The organism is Enterococcus plantarum (assembly GCF_001730295.1).
In the GTDB taxonomy this organism is placed as follows: Bacteria; Bacillota; Bacilli; order Lactobacillales; family Enterococcaceae; genus Enterococcus_L; species Enterococcus_L plantarum.
The window spans coordinates 35,292-56,363 of the sequence record NZ_MIKA01000010.1; the positions used below are offsets into that span (position 1 = coordinate 35,292).

Annotated in this window: 15 protein-coding genes; 5 read left to right on the plus strand and 10 right to left on the minus strand. The window is 37.8% G+C overall.

The window, feature by feature from the left end; all coding sequences use genetic code 11:
• Positions 1-7: 7 nt before the first annotated feature.
• The 5 genes from BCR22_RS05085 to kdpA all read right to left on the minus strand — a co-directional run bounded on the left by BCR22_RS05085 (position 8) and on the right by kdpA (position 7,947).
• A complete protein-coding gene (locus BCR22_RS05085; protein WP_069653902.1) occupies positions 8-694 on the minus strand; it encodes a response regulator transcription factor in 687 nt (228 codons plus the stop codon).
• A complete protein-coding gene (locus tag BCR22_RS05090; protein WP_069653903.1) occupies positions 679-3,354 on the minus strand; it encodes a sensor histidine kinase in 2,676 nt (891 codons plus the stop codon). Before BCR22_RS05090 ends, BCR22_RS05085 begins: the two co-directional genes overlap by 16 nt.
• A 44-nt stretch (positions 3,355-3,398) precedes the next feature.
• Positions 3,399-3,917, minus strand: coding sequence for a potassium-transporting ATPase subunit C (locus BCR22_RS05095; protein WP_069653904.1), 519 nt, complete (start codon positions 3,915-3,917; stop codon positions 3,399-3,401).
• Positions 3,918-4,184: 267 nt separating this feature from the next.
• On the minus strand, positions 4,185-6,245 hold the full coding sequence (kdpB, locus tag BCR22_RS05100) for a potassium-transporting ATPase subunit KdpB (protein WP_069653905.1): 2,061 nt from the start codon (positions 6,243-6,245) through the stop codon (positions 4,185-4,187).
• Between the two features lie 19 nt (positions 6,246-6,264).
• Complete coding sequence (gene kdpA, locus BCR22_RS05105; protein WP_069653906.1) at positions 6,265-7,947, minus strand: potassium-transporting ATPase subunit KdpA; 1,683 nt, start codon at positions 7,945-7,947, stop codon at positions 6,265-6,267.
• A 296-nt stretch (positions 7,948-8,243) separates the two neighbouring features.
• Between kdpA and BCR22_RS16000 the strand changes: the two genes are divergently transcribed.
• The gene (locus BCR22_RS16000) at positions 8,244-8,339 is read left to right on the plus strand and encodes a type I toxin-antitoxin system Fst family toxin (RefSeq protein WP_141706537.1); all 96 of its coding nucleotides are present in this window, start codon (positions 8,244-8,246) and stop codon (positions 8,337-8,339) included.
• Between the two features lie 131 nt (positions 8,340-8,470).
• On the opposite strand, the gene BCR22_RS05110 is transcribed toward BCR22_RS16000, so the two are convergent.
• The gene (locus tag BCR22_RS05110; RefSeq protein WP_069653907.1) at positions 8,471-8,944 is read right to left on the minus strand and encodes a glutathione peroxidase; all 474 of its coding nucleotides are present in this window, start codon (positions 8,942-8,944) and stop codon (positions 8,471-8,473) included.
• An 84-nt stretch (positions 8,945-9,028) separates the two neighbouring features.
• On the minus strand, positions 9,029-11,365 hold the full coding sequence (locus tag BCR22_RS05115; protein ID WP_069653908.1) for a helix-turn-helix domain-containing protein: 2,337 nt from the start codon (positions 11,363-11,365) through the stop codon (positions 9,029-9,031).
• A 189-nt stretch (positions 11,366-11,554) separates the two neighbouring features.
• Between BCR22_RS05115 and BCR22_RS05120 the strand changes: the two genes are divergently transcribed.
• From BCR22_RS05120 to BCR22_RS05130, 3 genes are read left to right on the plus strand one after another with little or no spacing between them, the layout of a single operon-like run.
• A complete protein-coding gene (locus BCR22_RS05120; protein WP_069653909.1) occupies positions 11,555-12,757 on the plus strand; it encodes a M20 family metallopeptidase in 1,203 nt (400 codons plus the stop codon).
• Positions 12,754-14,151, plus strand: a complete 1,398-nt coding sequence (locus tag BCR22_RS05125; RefSeq protein WP_069653910.1) for an MFS transporter — start codon at positions 12,754-12,756, stop codon at positions 14,149-14,151. Before BCR22_RS05120 ends, BCR22_RS05125 begins: the two co-directional genes overlap by 4 nt.
• A 13-nt stretch (positions 14,152-14,164) precedes the next feature.
• Entirely contained in the window at positions 14,165-15,310 is a 1,146-nt protein-coding gene (locus BCR22_RS05130; protein ID WP_069653911.1) for an ArgE/DapE family deacylase, read from the plus strand.
• Positions 15,311-15,395: 85 nt separating this feature from the next.
• On the opposite strand, the gene BCR22_RS05135 is transcribed toward BCR22_RS05130, so the two are convergent.
• The 3 genes from BCR22_RS05135 to BCR22_RS05145 form a co-directional block, all read right to left on the minus strand.
• Positions 15,396-16,640: an MFS transporter gene (locus BCR22_RS05135; RefSeq protein ID WP_069653912.1), complete on the minus strand. Its 1,245-nt coding sequence runs from the start codon at positions 16,638-16,640 to the stop codon at positions 15,396-15,398.
• A 275-nt stretch (positions 16,641-16,915) separates the two neighbouring features.
• Positions 16,916-18,244 carry a dihydrolipoyl dehydrogenase family protein gene (locus BCR22_RS05140; protein ID WP_069653913.1) on the minus strand — a complete coding sequence of 443 codons (1,329 nt, stop codon included), beginning with the start codon at positions 18,242-18,244 and terminating at the stop codon, positions 16,916-16,918.
• 220 nt (positions 18,245-18,464) lie between these two features.
• Positions 18,465-19,901, minus strand: a complete 1,437-nt coding sequence (locus tag BCR22_RS05145; protein WP_069653914.1) for a glycoside hydrolase family 1 protein — start codon at positions 19,899-19,901, stop codon at positions 18,465-18,467.
• Between the two features lie 586 nt (positions 19,902-20,487).
• On the opposite strand from BCR22_RS05145, the gene BCR22_RS05150 reads away from it, so the two are divergent.
• On the plus strand, positions 20,488-21,030 hold the full coding sequence (locus BCR22_RS05150; RefSeq protein ID WP_069653915.1) for a LysM peptidoglycan-binding domain-containing protein: 543 nt from the start codon (positions 20,488-20,490) through the stop codon (positions 21,028-21,030).
• Positions 21,031-21,072 lie beyond the last annotated feature (42 nt).

Genomic DNA, 21,072 nt, shown 5'->3' on the forward strand with positions numbered 1-21,072 from the left:
TTTTACATTATTTTTCTAACATTCGATAGCCTATCCCGATTTCAGTCAAAATGTATTCTGGTTCGACGGGATTATCTTCGATTTTTTTACGAATATTCGACATGTTTACTCTTAGAGTCTGACTTTCATTGCTGTATGGCCCCCAGACTTTTTGAGAAATATACGTGTGGGTCAGTACTTTCCCTACATTTTCACCAAGAACTTGAATAATCTTGTATTCATTTGGGGTCAAATGGATCACTTGCCCTCTTTTACTAACCGTGTGGTGTTCAATATCGATACACAAATCACCATTGTTAAGCTGTTTTACTTCGTTTTGAACACCCGCATTCCTCGCAGCATGTCTTAGTGCTGTTCTGATTCTGGCCAGTAATTCTGGCGTTCCAAATGGTTTGGTAATGTAGTCATCTGCTCCTAAATCTAGCGCTTCGACCTTATTATTTTCATGATCCCGTGCTGAGATAATAATGATGGGTACAGCAGCGGTTTCTCGGATTTTTTTCAATACTTCGATTCCATCTTGATCAGGTAAACCAAGATCAAGTAATATCAAATCCATCGGCCACATCCGAAAGGTCGATAATCCTTCCAATGCCGAATGTGCTAGATGAACTGTATGCTTTTCTTTTTCTAAGACAGCACCCATGAATTCAGCAATCACATCGTCATCTTCAATAATTAAAATCGTTGCCATTCTAATTGCTCCTTTCTTTCTAATGGTAAAGCGAAAGTGAATATCGCACCACCTTGGGGTCTATTTCCAGCTTTAAGTGTTCCGTCATGGGCCATGATAATGGTTTTAACAATTGATAAACCAATTCCCATCCCACTTTTAGAATCGACGGGTGTATTTTGTTTGGTCATGCCACTAAACAATAATTTGAGTTGTTCTGGGGTCAATCCTTTACCTTGATCGGTTATTTCAAAAGTCACTTCTTTTTCAGTTAACGTAACCGTAACGAAAATCGGAGAATCGCTCTCCGAATGTCTGATTGCATTTTCCATCAAGTTAAATAGGACCTGTTCAACCAAAATCGAATCCATCGGCACAAGTACAAACTCTTCAGGTAATGTGACCTTGATTTCACTATGAGGATAGCTTTTTCTAATCCTCTGAATCGCGGTTGAAACAACTTCTTCAGCGGCTTCTTTGCTTTTAGCAACTTTCATCGTTTCTTCATTGATCCGAGTGATCGATAATAAATTTTCCACCATACGGATCAACCAATCTGCATCTTCTTTGATCCCAACAAGTAATCTGCGTTTCGTTTCTTGCGGAAGTTTGGCTGTCTCATCATCATTTAAAATCGTTTCGACTGATCCTGATATTCCAGTAAGCGGCGTTCGTAAATCATGTGAGATTGCCCGCAGTAAATTGCCTCGCATTCGTTCTTTTTCATTTTCAACTAAAATTTGCTGCCGTTCTGATGTTAGTTTATTTTGTTCGATTGCGAGCGAAAGCTGCGTGGAAATCAATTCTAAAAAGCTAATGATTTCATCTGTTATCGGATTTTCATTCCTTTTTTCGATACCGATGACCGCTAGCGTAACGCCGTTTGATAAAACCGGTAAATAGAGTGCTTTGGCTCCCATTAACGTATCCGTCCCGTAGCCCGCTTGTTTTTGGTTGATGAAGACCCAGTTAGCGACCGCTAATTCTTCCAAACTTCTTAACGGACCTTTGATTGGCGCACCTTCTGGATTTTTCAGTTCTTGTTCACCGTATAAAACGACTTCTCTATCTAGCATATTAGACAAGTATTCAGCTGTTGTTGTGAAGATTTCTTTTTGGTCCTGAGCAATTAAATATTTTTTATTCAATTCATACAAAATCTCTAATTGGTGCTCTCGTTTCATGGCATAGAATGCTTGTTTTTTGATTTGCATCATTAAATTACTGACTAACAAAGCAACCAGTAGCATGAAAACCAATGTTACTGGATACCCTTGTTTGTAAACGGTTAAAGAGTACAGCGGTTCGACGAAAAACCAGTTAAACATCAAAACACTAGCCATCGAAGAGAGCGCCGCCCATAGATAACCAGTTGTTATTCTGGCTACTAACAAAACAAAAAGAATATAGATCAAAATTAAATTCTGATCGCCAATATGAAAATAAGATCCCAATTCGGAAAACAATGTCGCTAAAGCGAGTAAGCCAATCGTCATATACAGGTCTTTCCAAGTAAAAATACTTTGTAAGTTCTTTTTCTTGGTGGCGTATTTATTCAGCAAATACTTGTTTGATTGATAAGGAACTAAATGAATATCCACATCTGGTATAAAGGCAACCAACTCATCTTCTAAGTCAGGTCGATACAAACGGATAAAGCGAGAGCGCTTAATGATTTTCCCCATTACAACATCCGTCACTCCACGCATTTTTACGTATTGAACGATTGTCTCTCGCTGGTTGTCACTTTCTAAAGTGACCACTTCACCACCAAGTTTCGCTGCAAGTTTTGAATTGTCAGACTCTGAATGTTCAGACATGTCTTCTAAAATCTCCAGTGCAATCCATTCCGTCCCTAATGCTTGAGCTAAACGAGCCGTCCAGCGGAGGCATTTTTTTGTCATGTCTGGATTCTTTTCATCGATAATCGTGAGTAATTTAGAATGGATTCCCGTACTTTTTTGTGTTTCTTGCTGATTCGTTGTATTGATATGGTCGGATGCTTTGCGAATAGCTAATCCTCTTAAAACGATTAAGTTATCTGTTTTAAAAAAATTGGCCATGGCTTTTTTGGCGTTTTCGCAATGATAGATTTTGCCTTGTTTCAATCGTTCTAGTAATTCCTCTGTTTCAATATCTACTACTTTTAATGAACTGGTTTCAAAAAATGTATCAGGTACGGTTTCGGAAATATGAATCCCTGTCACTTGCTCCACTACATCATTTAAACTTTCGATGTGTTGGACATTAACGGTTGTATAAACATCGATACCTGCTTTTAATAGTTCTTCGATGTCTTGGTATCTTTTTCTATTTCTAGCCCCTACTGCATTGGTGTGGGCAAGTTCATCCACCAAAATAATCTCTGGTTTTGCTTGTAATGCGGCATCTACATCAAACTCGTTGATCGTAATCCCTTTATATTCATACTTTTTGGTTGGTAATGTGGGTAATCCTGCTACCAAGTTTTCCGTTTCAGGACGTGCATGGGGTTCTACATACCCAACTAAAACAGTTTTGCCTTCTTCAAGTTGTTCATGGGCTTCTTTTAACATCGCATAGGTTTTCCCAACACCTGCCGCATAACCGAAGAAAACCTTCAGTCGACCAGACCTCAGGCTTTGTTCGTTTTTCTTCCATTTTTCTAGTAACTGTTCCGGATCTAAACGTTCATCTTCCACTATTTATGCCATCCTTTATTTCGAGGTTGAGACAGTCCAATCGGTTATTTAGACTTATCCAATGATTGATTTACACCTAAAACATTCACACGTCGTGAATCAACTGGTCCGATTTTAAGTCCTGTGATATTTTGTTTGATTATAGCATGGACTTGGGTATTTTTCATATTTCTACTCGTCGCGATTCGCTCCACTTGTGCCATTGCCGCTTCAATTGAAATTTCAGGATCGATACCGCTCGCTGAGGCAGTAACGAAATTGATAGGAACTTCTTCTACGTCAAGTTCTTGTACACGTTTCTCAATACGAGTTTTTTGTTCTTTAGATACAGGTGATAGTTGACTTACTTTTTCAGGACGTCCATGGAGATAGTTTTCTTCTGAAAAGGATTGTCCAATCAATTTTGACCCTATGATACCCGTTTCTTCTTTGATCAAACTGCCGTTTGCTTGCGCTGGAAATAATACTTGCCCAACGGCTGTTACAGCTACGGTGTAGATGACACCGCAGATTATCGTAAACAATAAAATACTCTTTAGTGAAGCAATCATTATTTTTTTCATGGGATTTCCTCCTTAATTTTAAAGGTGAATAGGCTCATTTAGTCTTGACAGAAAAATAGGAAAAATAGAGAATGGTGCTCTTTGCCAGACTCTATTTTTATCTTTTTTCCGAAAGACTAGCCTATGAACTTAGATAGCGTTTAAAGGTGAATAGGCTCGTTCAGTCTTGACAGAAAAATAGGAAAAATAAAGAATGTCGCTCTTTGCCAGACTCTATTTTTATCTTTTTTCCGAAAGACTAGCCTATGAATCTAAGGTAAGTAACGTTTAGTACAAAACGAGCGTCAATAGAACATCGATTAATTTAATCGCAATAAACGGTGCTACCACGCCACCTACTCCATAAACAAGTAAATTGTGGCTTAAAATTTTACTGGCTGGTTTTTCTTTATAAGAAACACCTTTCAACGCCAATGGGATCAACGCTACGATGATTACAGCATTATAGATGATCGCTGATAAAATCGCCGTTGTTGGACTCGTTAATTTCATGATGTTCAAGGCATCCAAAGCTGGATAGATACTGAAAAATAAAACTGGGATGATCGCAAAATATTTTGCAATATCATTGGCAATACTGAATGTTGTTAATGCACCACGCGTCATCAATAATTGTTTCCCAATTTTGACGATACTGATCAATTTTGTTGGGCTGGAATCTAAATCAATCATATTTCCGGCTTCTTTGGCTGCTTGGGTACCTGTATTCATAGCAACTGCAACATCTGCTTGGGCTAACGCAGGCGCATCGTTTGTACCGTCACCTGTCATTGCAACAAGATGTCCTTTTTCTTGGTAGTCACGAATCAAACTCATTTTATTTTCTGGCGTTGCTTCTGCCAAGAAATCATCCACGCCTGCTTCAGCGGCAATTGCGGCTGCGGTCATTGGATTGTCGCCTGTGATCATGATTGTTTTGATTCCCATTTTGCGTAGATCTTCAAATTTTTCTTTCACACCATTTTTGACGATATCTTTTAAATAAATCACACCGAATACTTGATTATTTTTGACGACAACTAAGGGCGTCCCGCCTTCGTTTGCAACACGCTGAACGATAATATCACATTCTTCTGGATAGCGATTGCCTTTTTCTTCTACATATTGTTTCATCGTGTCTGCAGCACCTTTGCGAATTTCGTCCCCTTGGTAATTGATGCCGCTCATCCGCGTTTTTGCTGTAAACTCGATAAATTCAAGCTCTACTTCATTTAGTTCTCGACCACGGATATCAAATTGTTCTTTGGCTAAAATAACGATACTGCGCCCTTCTGCCGTTTCATCTGCTAAAGAGGATAGTTGAGCAGCATCTGCTAAGTCATATTCGCTGACACCTGTCACTGGAATAAATTCACTTGCTCGGCGATTGCCTAGCGTGATGGTACCTGTTTTGTCTAGTAATAAAATATCTACATCCCCAGCTGCTTCGATTGCCCGTCCACTCATCGCAATTACGTTTTCCTTGTTTAAGCGGCTCATTCCGGCAATTCCGATAGAAGAAACCAATGCACCAATAGTCGTTGGCGCTAAGCAAACAAGTAAAGCGATAATTGTAGTTAACGCTAAAGCAGAACCGGTTCCCACCAGTTCACTTGAAAATTTGGTAAAAGGAATTAATGTCGCTGAAACGACTAGAAAAATAATCGTCAACATAATCAAAATAATTTGGAGCCCAATTTCATTCGGTGTTTTTTTCCGTTCGGTTCCTTCCACCATAGAGATCATTTTATCTAAAAAAGATTCGCCATTTTCAGCAGTCACTTTGATCACTAAATAATCTGAAACAACGGTTGTTCCGCCAGTGACAGCACTACGGTCACCACCAGACTCACGAATAACAGGAGCCGATTCACCTGTTATTGCACTTTCATCCACCGAAGCCGCACCATCGATCACATCGCCATCCATTGGGATTTGTTCGTTTGATGCTACATAAACCAGATCTCCTTTTTTCAGTTCGGAGGACTTGATTTGAGTAAATTTTTTTGCTACAGCGTCTTCGATTGAAGCAACTTTATGTGCGGTGACTTCTTTCTTCGCTTGTTTTAAACTTTCCGCTTGAGCTTTTCCCCGACCTTCTGCGATTGCTTCAGCAAAGTTAGCAAATAAAATCGTTAGCCATAAAATAATGGCAATCGCTAAAATGAAGAATGGCTCTGTATCTGTATAGCCAGCAAACGTTAAAACGTACAAAACCGTCGTTAAAATAGCGCCCAGATAAACAACTAACATCACTGGATTTTTTAATTGAATCGTTGGTGCTAATTTTTTAAAAGACGAGTTGAAAGCTTCTATATAAACATTGTGTTTACTTTGTGTATTTTTCACTTGTTTCCCCTTCTTTGCTTTATTTTGTCATAAAGTGTTCTGCGATTGGTCCTAATGCCATTGAGGGCAAGAAACTTAGCGCGCCAATCACTAAAATCACAATGATCAACATCGTTACAAACGTTGCACTGGTCGTTGAAAGTGTGCCTGAACCTGTTGCTACTATTTTCTTTTTCCCTAAATTAGAGGCTAAATAAATCACGGCTAACATCGGGATAAAACGGGAAAGAATCATAATGATTCCACCAAGGATATTCATGAATGGCGTATCGGTGGTTAAACCTGCAAAGGCACTTCCATTATTATTCGCTAGTGAAGAAAAACCATAGAGAATTTCTGAAAAACCGTGGGGGCCTTGATTTGTTAACCAAGACATTGCTTGTGGATTCAATACAAACAACATCGTTCCCATCAAAGTCAATAACAACGGCGTTAAGATCACTAGACAAGCCATTTTCATATCGAAAGGTTCGATTTTCTTTCCAAGATATTCAGGTGTTCTTCCGACTAATAAGCCAGCAATAAAAATAGCAAGCAAGATAAAAACAATCATTCCATAGAGTCCACTACCCGCACCACCAAAGATAATCTCTCCTAGTTGCATCAAGAACATTGGAATCAATCCGCCAAGTGGTGTGAAGCTATCCAGCATAGCATTGATAGAACCATTGGAAGCAGCTGTCGTACTAACTGCCCAAAGACTTGACCAACCAATACCAAAACGTGTTTCTTTACCTTCCATGTTCATTTGACCGATCACGTTACTAAATTGCGGTCCGTAATATTCACTTAACGTCACACCAATCAAAGCTGCAATCAAAAAGCCAAGAGAAACGATCATGATTGTTCGACCTTGTTTCCAATCTTTCACAAACAGTCCAAAAGCAACGATCAGAGCTGCAGGAATCAAGAGGATCGAACTATTTTCAATGAAATTACTAATCAAGTTAGGATTTTCAAATGGATGAGCTGAGTTGTCACCAAAGTAGCCACCGCCATTTGTTCCTAATTGTTTGATGGCAACTTGACTAGCAACAGTTCCCAAAGGTAAAAAGATCTTTTGGCCGAGTTCTAGACTGGTCGTTTCAACAGAACCAGCAAATGTTTGAACAACACCTTGGGAAATCAATAGTAAGGAAATGATAAAAGATAATGGTAATAATATATATAAAATAATTTTTGTTAAATCTTGCCAGAAATTGCCAATTTGCTTTGTTGTCCGTTTTGTAAAACCACGAAGTAAAACAAATAATACCGCAATCCCTACAGCAGCGGATACAAAGTTTTGAACAGTTAATCCAAAGGCTTGTGTAAAGATCGATAATGTCTCTTCACCAGCGTAGGCTTGCCAGTTGGTATTGGTGATGAAACTTGCTGCAGTGTTAAACGCCAATGAAACACTTGTCCCTGGCAATTTTTCAGGATTCAACGGCAAAAAGCCTTGTCCCAAAAGCATAGCCATCAAAAGAATAAACGAAAAGAAACTAAAAAAGAGAACACTCAAGCTATATTGCTTCGCTGTCATTTCTTTTTGCGCTGGTGTTCCTAAAAATTGGTAGATTTTCGTTTCGATTGGATGGATCATTTTTGTCAAAATTGTCTTTTGGTTTGTCATTACTTTGTGGATATAAATACCTAGTGGAATTGCTAAACCGATCAAGACAATAAAAAAGATTGTTTGTTGGATAAAAATTGTACTCACCGTTGATCCCCCCAAAATAGTTGGTAAAATAAGTAAATAAGCAGTAATCCTGCAATTATTCCAGATATAATCGTCATCAAAATCCCTCTCCTTCATTTGATAAAAATAGCATATCAACTTTCCTATAAAGATAGTGTTAAAGTTAAGTGGGCTTCTTTATACCATCTTTACATCGGTAAGGGCTTTCAATCCATTCAATACCGAAGTATTTCTAAAAAAGTATTCAGACTTAAATTTACGTATTTTATTTTGTCGCCTATCTTACAGTCTTGCGACTGGATGGAGATGTCCTCTTTATGTTCGTAGCATTAGTCTGTCCGCTTCTTGTTGGAATACTCGTCTCATTATTTGAGTATTGGCTGAATAAAAAAACAAGAAGTAACAGTAGATAGGGCGACATTCGCCACAAAAAAGCCCCTGGAGAATCAGACTCTCCAGGGGCTTACTCTTTACGTTCTATATTACTTAGCAAAATTATTATAACATGAGATGATAATTAATATCAAGAATAAAAAATTATTTCTTACAATAAATTTTCTATATCTCCAGCAATTTTTTCTGGCTCAACAGTTGGTGCAAAGCGTTTTACCACATGACCATCACGATCTACTAAAAATTTCGTAAAGTTCCACTTGATCGCACCACCTAAAAGCCCACCTTTTTCACCTTTTAAAAAAGTGTACAACGGATCAGCATTTTCTCCATTTACATCGATTTTTCCAAACGTTTGAAATGTCGTTTGATACGTCAATTGACAAAACTCACTGATTTCTTGATTAGTGCCAGGAGCTTGATGGCCAAATTGATTACATGGGAAATCTAGTATTTCTAATCCTTGTTCACGATATTTTTTATATAACTCTTCTAATCCCTCGTACTGAGGTGTAAACCCGCAACCTGTCGCAGTATTTACAATCAGGAGAACTTTTCCACGATACTCTTCTAACGAAACCATTTCATCTGTTGTCGTTTTTACTTGATACTCATAAATACTCATTTTACTTCTTCCTCTCCAATAATCTATCTTAACTAAATACTAGCTAGTAGAGCACTTTTCGTCAAGGAAACACGCTTTGATTGCTCATACCGTTGGTGTCAATTCCAATAGCATAATACCGTTTGTATCAAGTGTTACATAATAGTTAAATAGATGTTCGATTTGAGTATCGAAGACTTTGATTTTCGGTCTCGTACTCTCAACAACATATTTTTGTGTCTCCAAATCCAGTGCTTCGGCATTCCGAAACTCTTCATAGGTATAAAATAAGGCACCATTATGACGGTTAAAATCAATTTGCTTGATTTGATAGTGTGCTGGTTTAATCGCTGCTAGTTCAATTTCAAAGGTCACTGCCTGACTTTCAAGAAAGGCCTCTTCAGATGAAAGATGGGGATCAAAATAATTCGCATTAAACAACAACAACTGATATTTCCCATCAACTGAGGTCAAAAGATAGTCTTCTCCTTGAGCGAGAATCTTCCCTGTCATCCTTCTAGCCAACCATAAACAAAAATAAGTAGGTCTTTTTCCACTGTAAAAATGAAACAGTTCAAGCCCATCATTTTTTAGTGGTCGTTCTTGTGTTTGTTTTTCATACAATTCGATATTCAACCAAAAACCGAAACCTGCTACTAATGTATCCAACAGTAACAGATCTTTTAAAATAATGGCCCCCCTAAAGAAAGTTCCATTACTGTTTCTGGTCATCCCAGTCAGTGTATTCCATTCAGTAAGATAAAGTGGTAGCTTGATTTCGTACTCTTTTAGAATATGCTTGATACGAAGAGTTTTATTCAACACATATTGATGATAGTTTTTTAAATCAGGAAAGGGATTATCTAAATTTTGAAACACATAATTAGGCTCCGCAGAAAAAGATAGAAAGTCACACTTTGTTGCAATCATCTCACAGAAAAATTGTGTTTGTTCTGGTTGTTGTTGCTCAAAAAATGGGTCCGCTATGGGAAATTCTGCGCCTACAGCTATTTTCGGTGAGAGCGCTAAGAATCTTTTTTTCACTTCTAGAAACTCTGGGTAATACTCCGCAAGATTTTGTTCTTTAAATAGACAATTGATCTTCCATTGTTCCGTCATTTTGGTTCCAAACTTATTTTGAACATGTCGAAAAAATTTGCGGCAGATATCTTTGACACGTTCATCTAGTTGCTTAAATTCTACAAGTGACACCTGGAAAAAAAGCGCTAACTGAGCGGATTCTAAAAACGCTAAGATGTAGTCCCACTCTTCGAATGCGGGAAATGAATTCATCCCAGCTTCTTGATGGATCTGAACTGTTAAGGGAATTTGGGTAAATAGTGATTGAATACTGATGTATTTGATGCCCATTTGTTTTTTTATGTCTAGAATTTCATTTTGAATTTTTCTAGAGGCTAATGCTTCCCACGAACCAACATGAATGATGACGTCTTTTTTTAAATGGTCTGCTTCAGATTGTTCTGCGGTAATATGAAGTTTTTTGGTCTTTAGTGATAATTCTGAAGGGCGTGATTCTTCCAATCCCGTTTGAATAAAGCTGTACAGAGGGACCAAAATTTCTTTGATTTGAAGCGCTGATGTTTCCGTTACTTGTTTGATTTTCTCCGGTGCCTTCGTCTGGACTAAATGAGCGGATCGATACTGTGTGGGCGAATCGCTAAAAATTTTTTTAAAGTGTTGCCGATAGGTTTTGCTATTGCTAAAACCGTTATCTAAGGCAATTTGCTCGATACTTTTTTTTGTATACAGCAATTCTGACAAACTATGTTTTACACAAATTGTCCTTACGTAATGAGAAAAATATTCGCCAGTTTCCTTCTTGAAAAACTTCGATAACGAGGATTCCGACATAAAAAAATAGTCGGCCGCATCAGATAATAAAATTCCTTCGTGGTAATGTGCTTCAATATATTCCAAAATCTCTCTTAATTTTTGATTATCTGAAGGATGGTAATCTATAACATCTTCTTTTTGGAAATGATGTACGAGAGACAAAATGATTTGAGTTAAAAACAACGTGATCTTTAGTTTTTTTGATGGATCATCACTAAATTCAACTAAACATAATTCCGCAATTTGTCTTCTCAACGCAGCAATCTCAGGCATCTTGCCATGTTCGTTTTGAATTGGTCTACAGTCAAAACGAGTGTAGAAAAAAGCAGGAAATTGAGTCGCAAAAAAGACACTGTTGATCCTCAGCTCTAAATAAATACAACTTTGTTCTAAACCAACATTCAAAAGAACACGTTCTCCTGTATTCATGACAAACAGTTCTCCTGCACTTACTTGATCCGTTACTTCTTCTATAGTAATAAACAAACTTCCTTTTAAAATGACTAAAAGGGTCGTTTCTTTGCAAAGTATATCTTGTTTCGTCCGTAATTGTTGATAATTAATCTGATAATTTTCATTTACAATCATTTGCATCCCTCTTTTGTTTGTTTCTTTCTTAATTATAGCATGCAACAAAGAAAATATCGTTCGTTTGCCAACCTTATAATTTCCGATGTTTAGAATTTAAAAGGAAATCCTGAAATTTAGAAACTCCTATCATTGTGAAGTTTTTAATTAAGCTTAGAATATATAGTGTATTTGAAAGGAGAATATCCAATGGACGATTTACGCGCACAATTATTTACATTGCTTCAACAAAAAGAGGCTGAATTAATCCGGATTCGGCGACATTTTCACGAACACCCTGAGTTATCTTTTCAAGAAACAGAAACAGCAAAATATATTGCTGATTTTTACGCTGACAAAGACTGTGATGTTCAAACAAAAGTAGGCGGCGGTAATGGTATTTTAGTCGATATCCACGGAGGTAAAAAAGGGCCTTTCTTAGCGATTCGAGCAGATTTCGATGCGTTGCCGATTCAAGAAGATACGGGTTTGCCCTTTGCTTCCCGCACACCAAATGTCATGCATGCTTGCGGACATGACGGACATACAGCCTATATGATGATTTTGGCAGCGTCGCTGATTGAGTTAAAAGATCAATTAGCAGGAACGATTCGTATCATCCACCAACCTGCCGAAGAAGTGCCACCCGGTGGTGCAAAAGGAATGATTGAAGCGGGTTGTTTAGATGGTGTAGATCATGTTTTAGGGATTCATGTGATGAGCATGATGCCGCTTGGTGATGTTCTCTATCATGCTGGATCTGTTCACACAGGTCGGGCAACGTTTAAAGTGGTCATGCATGGAAAAGGCGGTCATGGCTCAACACCGCAAGATGCCAATGATACGATCGTAGCTGCTTCTCAATTTGTAACAGCTGTTCAAACCATCGTCAGCCGCAGAATCGATCCTTTCGATACGGCAACCGTTACAATCGGTTCATTTGACGGCAAAGGGTCAGCCAATGTTATCAAAGATTCCGTTACATTGGAAGGCGATGTACGAATCATGAAAGAAGAAACACGCGCTATCGTGGAAAAAGAATTTAAACAAATCCTTAGTGGCATTTGCCAAAGTTTCGGTATCAGCTATGAACTTGATTACGCTAATGATTATCCAGTTTGTGTTAATGATGCCAAAACTACTGAAATGGTTGCTAAAGCTCTAAATGAAGCGAAAATTCCAGAAGTGAAACAATTAGTTAAATGCGGACCACAAACTCCTTCTGAAGACTTTGCTTATTATGCCAAAGAACGACCAAGTTGTTTCTTTTTTGTTGGGGCTCACAAAGAAGGAACGCCAATGTATCCTCATCATCATCCAAAATTTTATATTGACGAAGATTGTTTATTGATTGCTGCAAAATCAATGGGGGCAGCTGTTTTATATTATTTATTTGAAGGAGTTTCACTATGAAAGCAACCACACACACAGCAGAGGCGACTCCCTATAAAGGGACAAATAAATTACTGATAGGGATCGTATTAAGCGTTTTGACCTATTGGTTATTTGCTCAATCTTTATTGAATATGGCACCCACGGTTCAAAGTGACTTAGGTATTTCCTCTGGTGTTTTAAGCATAGGAATTTCCATGACTGGTTTATTTTCCGGAATTTTTATCGTCGTAGCTGGCGGTTTAGCGGATAAATTAGGTAGAATGAAATTAACGTATATTGGTCTTATTTTAAGTGTTATCGGTTCGGCAGCTTTGGTAGCTGCACATGGACCTGTATTATTTGTAGGTGGTCGAATCTTCCAAGGCTTATCAGCTGCTTGTATCATGCCAGCGACAATGGCCTTAGTCAAAACGTATTATGAAGGAAAAGATCGCCAACGAGCGCTAAGTTATTGGTCGATCGGCTCTTGGGGTGGTTCTGGTTTATGTTCATTCTTCGGTGGCGCTATTGCAAGTTCTTTGGGATGGCGTTATGTCTTTATTTTTTCGATCATTGTTTCAATTTGTAGTGCTCTGTTGATTTTCGGCACACCTGAAAGTAAAGTTACAAGCGATAGTAAAAGTACATTTGATTCGATTGGCTTACTTTTATTTATTGTTTCAATGGTTGCCTTAAATGTAGTTGTTTCTAAAGGTTCTGAATTGGGTTGGACTAGCCCGATTGTACTCATTTTAGCAGCAGTCGTGATCATTGGCTTAGTTGCATTTTATAGGGTGGAGCAAACCATTGATAATAGTTTCGTTGAGTTTTCTTTATTTGAAAACCGCGGTTATCTTGGGGCAACGATTTCTAATTTCTTATTGAATGCCGTTGCAGGTACTTTGATCGTGATCAATACCTACGTTCAACAAGGTCGTGGACTTTCTTCCGCTAAAACAGGGATGTTATCGATTGGTTACCTCTGTTTGGTGTTAATCACTATTCGAATCGGAGAAAAATTATTACAAACCGTTGGGGCGAAAAAACCAATGTTATGGGGAACGATCCTTTCTGGAACAGGCGTTGGTTTGATGGCCTTAACGATGGTGACTGGTACTGCTTATTTTGTGTTAGTTTTTATTGGGTATAGTTTGTTTGGGATGGGTCTTGGGATGTATGCAACACCTTCTACGGATACCGCGATTTCCAGTGTTCCAAATGAAAAAGCAGGAGTCGCTTCAGGTATTTATAAAATGGCCAGTTCTCTTGGCGGAGCATTAGGTGTGGCAATTTCAGCGGCAGTGTACAATGGTTTTAGCGTTAGTGGCAATTATACACAAGGAGCAACGTTTGGTTTATTGACAAATATTCTGTTCTGCGTTTTAGCCTTAGGTTCAATCGTATTTATTATTCCAAAAGAAAAACAAGTGTAGGGAGAGAGACGCTATGAATAATCAAGAAGCGTTACAATTATTGAAAGAAGTCGTTCAAATCAAAAGTATTCTAGGCAATGAAAAGGTGGTTGCCGATACATTACAAGCTCTTTTTGAAACACATGATATTCCTTGTGAACAAGTGGAATATAGCGCCGGTCGAAATCAATTAGTTGCGACTTTAAAAGGCACTAAAGAAGGTCCTGTCCTAGGTTTTTCTGGGCATATGGATGTCGTTCCTGTGGGTGAAATTCCTTGGGATGAAGATCCTTTTGCAGCAATTGAAAAAGACGGTTTACTTTATGGTCGTGGAACATGCGATATGAAATCTGGCTTGATTGCGGCAGTTGTTGCAATGATTCGTTTAAAAGAAGCAGGTTCAAACTTTAAAGGAACCATCAAACTTTTAGCTACGGTTGGAGAAGAAACGAGCGCTATCGGTTCTGGTCAATTAGTTGATAAAGGCTATGCAGATAATCTAGATGCATTAGTGATTGGTGAACCTACAAATGTTGAGATCGGCGTGGCGCACAAAGGTGCTTTATGGCCTCGTATCACAACGTACGGGAAAACAGCGCATGGCTCAATGCCAGATCAAGGAGTAAATGCAATTGAACATATGCTTTTAGTTTTGAATGCCTTTAAAGAAACCTTTGATTTTTCTCAATCTGTAGATGAATTAGTCGGTGCTTCAACTTCTAGTGTGGATATTATCAACGGCGGCAATGGAACCAATGTCGTACCCGATAAGTGTACAGTAGAAATCGATATCCGTACCATCAAAGCACAAGATCATACTGAATTAAAACAACAATTTAAAGAAATGCTGGATACCTTAGCCACAACCGTTCCAGATTTTAAGGCGGAAATCGAGTTCATCAATGACTTACCTTCGATGAAAACAGAACTTGACGATCCATTCACTGTATTAACTCAAAAAGTTGTTGCAGATGTTACTGGCCAAACGGCAAATACATTTGGTATGACAGGCTATACCGATGGTTCTCAATTTGGTCGTGTCAACAAAGCGTTTCCTATTTTAATTCTAGGTCCTGGCGAAACAAAATATGCACATCAGCCAAATGAATTCGTGACAATCAATGACTTTTACCGAATGATCACAATCAACGAAAACATTGCAAAAGCATTTTTAAACTAAACAAGATTGAAAGGGCGAAGCCATACTCAAAACACCTGAGTATCACTTCGCCCTCTTTTATACCTACTTATATATGTTTTTTTGATTATTGAGTGATTTCTTTTAATGCGATGGCATCTTGCGATTCATTCATTACTTTCTTATAACGGTATCGAATGATTATCGCAGCAACAACACCCACTGCAGTCAATGCAATGTTTAACCAAAAAATTAGCGAAACATTTATTTTTTCCAGTTGTCCTGTAATATATGGAATGACCATTACGGAAACAGATGTTGCAATCGAGTAGTAACTAGTGATTCGTCCTTTACCTTTTGAAAATAACTCCAACAAAACTGCCAACCCTAACTGCCAAATTCCACCCGCAGCAAAAATACCAATACCGATTGAACCGATCAAAAACATCGGCGTACTTGGAAATAAGGTCATGCCCAGCAGTAAGAATAAGGAAATTGTAGTACACCAAACAAGTAATAAGGTTGGGGCAACGCCTCTTTTTACGATCAATGACGTTAAAAATACTGATGCAAACGAACCAATACTATAGGCACTGACTAAAACCAAGCTATTGGAATGGTTCATAAGATTCAATGATTCTGCAAAAGATGGTACCCACAAAATAAAAATATTGAAAGTAGACACGCAAGTAAAACTAAAAACTAATAACGCTAAGCCTTCAACTTTAAACAGTGGTTGTTTCCCTTTCGTATTCACTTCTTCTTTGATGATTTGTGGTATATTCGCCTCTATCTCTGCTCTTTCTGGAAATCCCAGTTTTGAAATATAGAGTAAATTAAGAAACAAACCCAACGCACATCCAATAAAAACAAGTCCGTAATAAATCTCATGATTCAACATAAATCGTGTCAACAGCGGTAAAATAAACTGACCTAAAGAAATGAACGCTTTGTTCAACACACTAAGAGAACTATTGTCCTTTTCATTCGGATAAGCCTCCATCAACGTCGGGTATGTACTTGTATCTAAAAATGCATTACTAAACCCAGCAAACAAGGCAAAAAAGAGTCCTTGTACATAATTTTGACTGATCAAGATTCCTAAGAAAAAGATCAAATAACTAATAATTCCCAGTTGGACCGTTTTCTTACGTCCAAATTTATCTGAAAAATAACCGGCAAAATACAAAATCAACACGCGGCCTAAACCAATACCGCTAATGACCAATGTTACTTGCTGTACCGTTGCTTGCCAGCTATCCATCAATGCATTCAGGTTTTGAGATAGAATAATCGCTGCCATACCTTGAAAAATAAAATTCGTATATAAAGAACCAATCAAAGGGGTGTAATTTTTTTTCGTTGCTTCCATCGCCATTCTCCTAGCTGTTTAAAATTGACTTTGTTCACTTTTTCACTATCTTTATTTTAAAAAGAATCGTCTATAATATCTAATGTTTTATTTTCATGTAATCAATAAATTATATTTATGGATCATCCGTTTATAAACACTTTTCAATACCGTTGACGTAATTATCCTATTATTGCTTACAGCTTAAAGCAAGTCAACAGTTAATTTTTAGGCTATAAAAATAATTAAAAACAAACGACAAACGAAAGGTTTTAGATTTCGTTTGTCGTTTGTTTTTAATAAAGATAACTTAAATCGCTAGCGACCGTTGGATAAAGCAAGATCATTTCATTGATTTTTTCAGCTGGTAATTTTTGATTGATCATCAAAGTAAACAGATTGATCAATTGATCCGCTTCATTTCCTAGGACTGTTGCGCCAACCAATAAACCCGTACGCTTTTCCGTAACTATTTTTGCTTTGACAAGCGGTTCGTTGATCCGTTTATACGTAAACCATTGACTTAAATCTAAGTCACTCACTTCATACTCTGTACTTTTTAAAGCGGACAAATCAGTTAAACCTATTTGAGCTAATTTAGGAGAACTGAATATGATTGTTGGAATCAAAGGATAATGGATTTTCTCATTTTTACCAGTAAACAGATTAGCCAGATAACTTCCTTCAAAACTAGCGACAGGAGTTAATTTTGGCTGTTGTTTTTCCAAGCAATCACCTAGAGCATAAATAGTTTCAACTGTCGTTTGCAAATAATCATTTACCACAAGTCCTTTATGCGTATACTCAACCCCAATTTCAGTTAGTCCCATGCCTTCCACATTCGGGATGCGCCCAGTTGCACAGAAAATTCGATCCACCAATAACGTCTCCTTACTTGTCAAAGACACTTCAAACTGAGCCCCAGATTTGCTGATTTCCTCAGCCGATTCATTAAAGTGAAACGTAATTCCACGGCTTTTTAAATGCTCGATCAGCTCTTCAGTCAACAGTTCATCAAAGCCTTTTAGCGGTCGTTCATTATGATGAAGTAAATGTACCTCACTGCCACAACTGCTTGCAATATTGGCCAATTCAAGTGAGATATAACCCCCTCCAACAAAAGCCAATTTTTTCGGTAAGTCCTGCATACTCAGAAAATCAGTACTCGTACTAAAATATTCTTTACCAGGAATATCCAAAATCGCCGAACGTTGTCCTGTCGCTAAAATAATTTTGTCCGCTTGATACAGTTCCCCACAAACTTCGATAGTTTGGGTATCTTTAAAAAAAGCTTTCCCTGTGATTGTGTGAATCCCTGCACTTGTTAAACCTTCTTTTTGCTCAGTCGGTACCGATTTCGTAAAAGTCTCTTTAAACGCCATCAAATCTGTCCAGTTGATTTCCGGTATCGTGTTGAATCCTCGTTTTTCTAACTGCAGTAAATTATCTCTAGCTTCAACTGCTCCATACAGCACTTTTTTAGGATCACAGCCTCGATTTGGGCACGTACCACCCCATAAATCAGCTTCAACGACTGCCACGTTTTTCCCTTTATCTGCTAAATCATAGGCCGCTGCCATCCCGCCAGGTCCACTTCCAATAATGATGACGTCAAATCTTTCCATGAGAACTTCCTCCCTTATTTTAAACGTTCTTATCACTTGATTCGTACTTCGACCGATTGATACAATATGGATTCATTATAACAAGTGATTGGGGAAAGTTCATATGATAGACCTTCGCTCCTTTCATTTCCACTGAAAGATTCATTAATTCGAAACGGCAAATAAGCTGAATAAAAATCAGAGAGATTTGCTCCAGCTTATTCACTATTCAACTGACCTTTTAAATCGTGTTACCATTGTTTTGAATCACTTTTTGGTACCAATAGAAGCTATCTTTTTTGTATCGATTCAAAGAGCCATCTTGGTTTTCATCTTGCGCAACATAAACAAAACCATATCGTTTTTGATAGCCATTCAACCAGCTTAGTAAATCTGTATAGGACCATGTGCAATAGCCTAAAACATCCACACCATCTGTGATTGCTTCTCTGATTGCATGTATATGTCCTTTTAGATAATCAATCCGATAATCATCATGGATTTCTTTAGCCTCCGTTAGTTTATCATATTCTCCAAGTCCGTTTTCAGTGATCAACACAGGAATTCGATAACGACTTGTGATTCTTCGAAGCCCAATACGCAACCCTTCTGGATCGATTTCCCAATCCCAATTAGTACGTTCTACGAATGGATTTTCCACACGTTTGAAGACACCTGGTAGACCTGATTCTTCTGAAGACCCTTTCTCACCTGTCGTATTCATTCTCCCTAAGCCAACACCATCAAGCGGATTGAAGACAACCGTATTGGTTTGATAATAGTTGATTCCTAAAAAGTCCGGTTTGCCAGCAGCTAAAAGTTCGTCATCCTCAGGTTCGATTATAGGCGCTACCCCTTGTTCTTTCAACAATTTTAAAGCTGCAATTGGATATTTCCCAAATAAATAAACATCCATCCAAAAATGTGCATTTAAATCTTCTGAGTCCTCAGCTGCTAACACATTTTGTGGATCACTATCTAACGGATAATTTGGACTATAAGCAAAACTTGGTCCAATTTTCCCTGGCATATCCATGTCATGGAATTTCTTGATTACTGCTGCGTTGGCTAAATTAGCATAATGATTCGCCTGATACATTCGTTTGGGGTCACTCACTGCCGGTGGATGAGAAGCCATTAAATAACCGTGACTGATAAAGATATTTTGCTCATTTAAACTGACCCAATACTTTACTTTTCCACGTAACGCTTCGAATAAAACCTGTGCATAATTTGTAAAGTCTGCAACGATTTTTCTTGATTCCCACCCTTGGTATTCATCTTGTAGCGCTTGTGGTAAATCCCAATGGTACAGCGTTAAAACGGGTTCAATTTGATTTGCGATCAATTCATCCACTAAATCAATATAAAACTGCAACCCAGCTTGATTGATTTCACCCCGACCGTTTGGAAAAATCCGTGTCCAAGCAACAGAAAAGCGGTAGGCTTTTAGGCCTTGCTCTTTCATTAACGCAACATCTTCCTTATACCGGTGATAATGATTGACTGCTACATCCCCATTGGTCCCTTTGAATGTTTTTCCAGGAATTCGAACAAATTCGTCCCACACAGAAACACCTTTGCCATCCTCTTGCCATGCACCTTCTACTTGATAAGCAGCAGATGCTGATCCCCATAGAAAATCCTTTGGAAATTGATCCAGTTGTTTATGCTCCATCGTAATGCCTCCAGTTTTATCGTGCCTATAGTGAAATCGTCAGCACTGATTGCGCCAACGGACACTTAATTACACGCTCATTTTCGTGGATGTAAACGTAATTTTCTCCGACTAACCCTTCTGTACGGATCACCACGTTTTTAGTATCCTTCTCTATTATAATCTTAGTAAGAGGATTTCCACTACTATTTATGTTTATTTGTTCAAGGTGATTTTCTGATAACTAGTAAAAACGAACTGCTGTATAACATTAGTTGGGAGTCTATCATTTTGACGATAAACTGATTATGATGAAAAAAAATATGGACTAGTAAAAAAATATATTTTTCTAAACAAAAAAACAAAGAAAGAAATTTCTCCTTGAAATAAAACAATTTAGCTCTAGAAATCAACAGATAATTACATAATAAACTTTTTTTTATTTTCATACGTTCTTTTATTTTGTTTTTTCATTTAAATAAATAATCATTGATATACACTCCAATTATTTTCCTATTGGAGTGTGCTATACTATTGTGATATACTATAGTTGCTTTATTTCACAGTGTTTCTCTTGTGAACTTGTTAGGAAAGGAGTGAAAGTATTTTGGAAGAAGAATATTCAAGACGGAAGCAACAGCGTCCAGTATCCAACTCGAAATCGACGATTATAACTGTTATTTTATTGTTATTTATAAATACACTTGCACTAGGCTTTTTACTATTCTTAAATGTTCAAGCAAGCGCGAAGCAAGAAGAACAATTAAACAGTATAGAAAAACAAGTCAATCAGCTTGAACAAGCGCATGGAACAACAACTCAGTCATCGGTAGCTGATAACACAGAGCGCAATGTTCCTGTAAGAGAAAGTTCAACAACCGTGAGCAGACTGGAAGAATCTAGTTCGACCACTGAAATGTCAAGTCAACCAGATCAAACAACAACCCCTTCATCAGAGGTTGCTGACGAGCAAACTGAAAGCTCAACTGAACAAAACGCCACACCTCCAGCAACTACTTACACTGTTCAGCCTGGAGATACACTCTCTGTAATTGCTGAAAAGAACAAATTATCACTTCAAGATTTAATGTTGAAAAATAATTTAAGTGATTCAACCGTTTATATCGGACAAGTTTTATCATTACAATAGGCAATGATTTTCCCCTACATACAGTTTATCCAATTGATAAGC

Bases quoted from the DNA above. Each gene is read 5' to 3' on its own strand.
- BCR22_RS05085 (WP_069653902.1), bottom strand. From the start codon at position 694: ATGGCAACGATTTTAATTATTGAAGATGACGATGTGATTGCTGAATTC.
- BCR22_RS05095 (WP_069653904.1), bottom strand. From the start codon at position 3,917: ATGAAAAAAATAATGATTGCTTCACTAAAGAGTATTTTATTGTTTACG.
- BCR22_RS16000 (WP_141706537.1), top strand. From the start codon at position 8,244: ATGTTCGTAGCATTAGTCTGTCCGCTTCTTGTTGGAATACTCGTCTCA.
- BCR22_RS05110 (WP_069653907.1), bottom strand. From the start codon at position 8,944: ATGAGTATTTATGAGTATCAAGTAAAAACGACAACAGATGAAATGGTT.
- BCR22_RS05115 (WP_069653908.1), bottom strand. From the start codon at position 11,365: ATGATTGTAAATGAAAATTATCAGATTAATTATCAACAATTACGGACG.
- BCR22_RS05120 (WP_069653909.1), top strand. From the start codon at position 11,555: ATGGACGATTTACGCGCACAATTATTTACATTGCTTCAACAAAAAGAG.
- BCR22_RS05125 (WP_069653910.1), top strand. From the start codon at position 12,754: ATGAAAGCAACCACACACACAGCAGAGGCGACTCCCTATAAAGGGACA.
- BCR22_RS05130 (WP_069653911.1), top strand. From the start codon at position 14,165: ATGAATAATCAAGAAGCGTTACAATTATTGAAAGAAGTCGTTCAAATC.
- BCR22_RS05135 (WP_069653912.1), bottom strand. From the start codon at position 16,640: ATGGAAGCAACGAAAAAAAATTACACCCCTTTGATTGGTTCTTTATAT.
- BCR22_RS05140 (WP_069653913.1), bottom strand. From the start codon at position 18,244: ATGGAAAGATTTGACGTCATCATTATTGGAAGTGGACCTGGCGGGATG.
- BCR22_RS05145 (WP_069653914.1), bottom strand. From the start codon at position 19,901: ATGGAGCATAAACAACTGGATCAATTTCCAAAGGATTTTCTATGGGGA.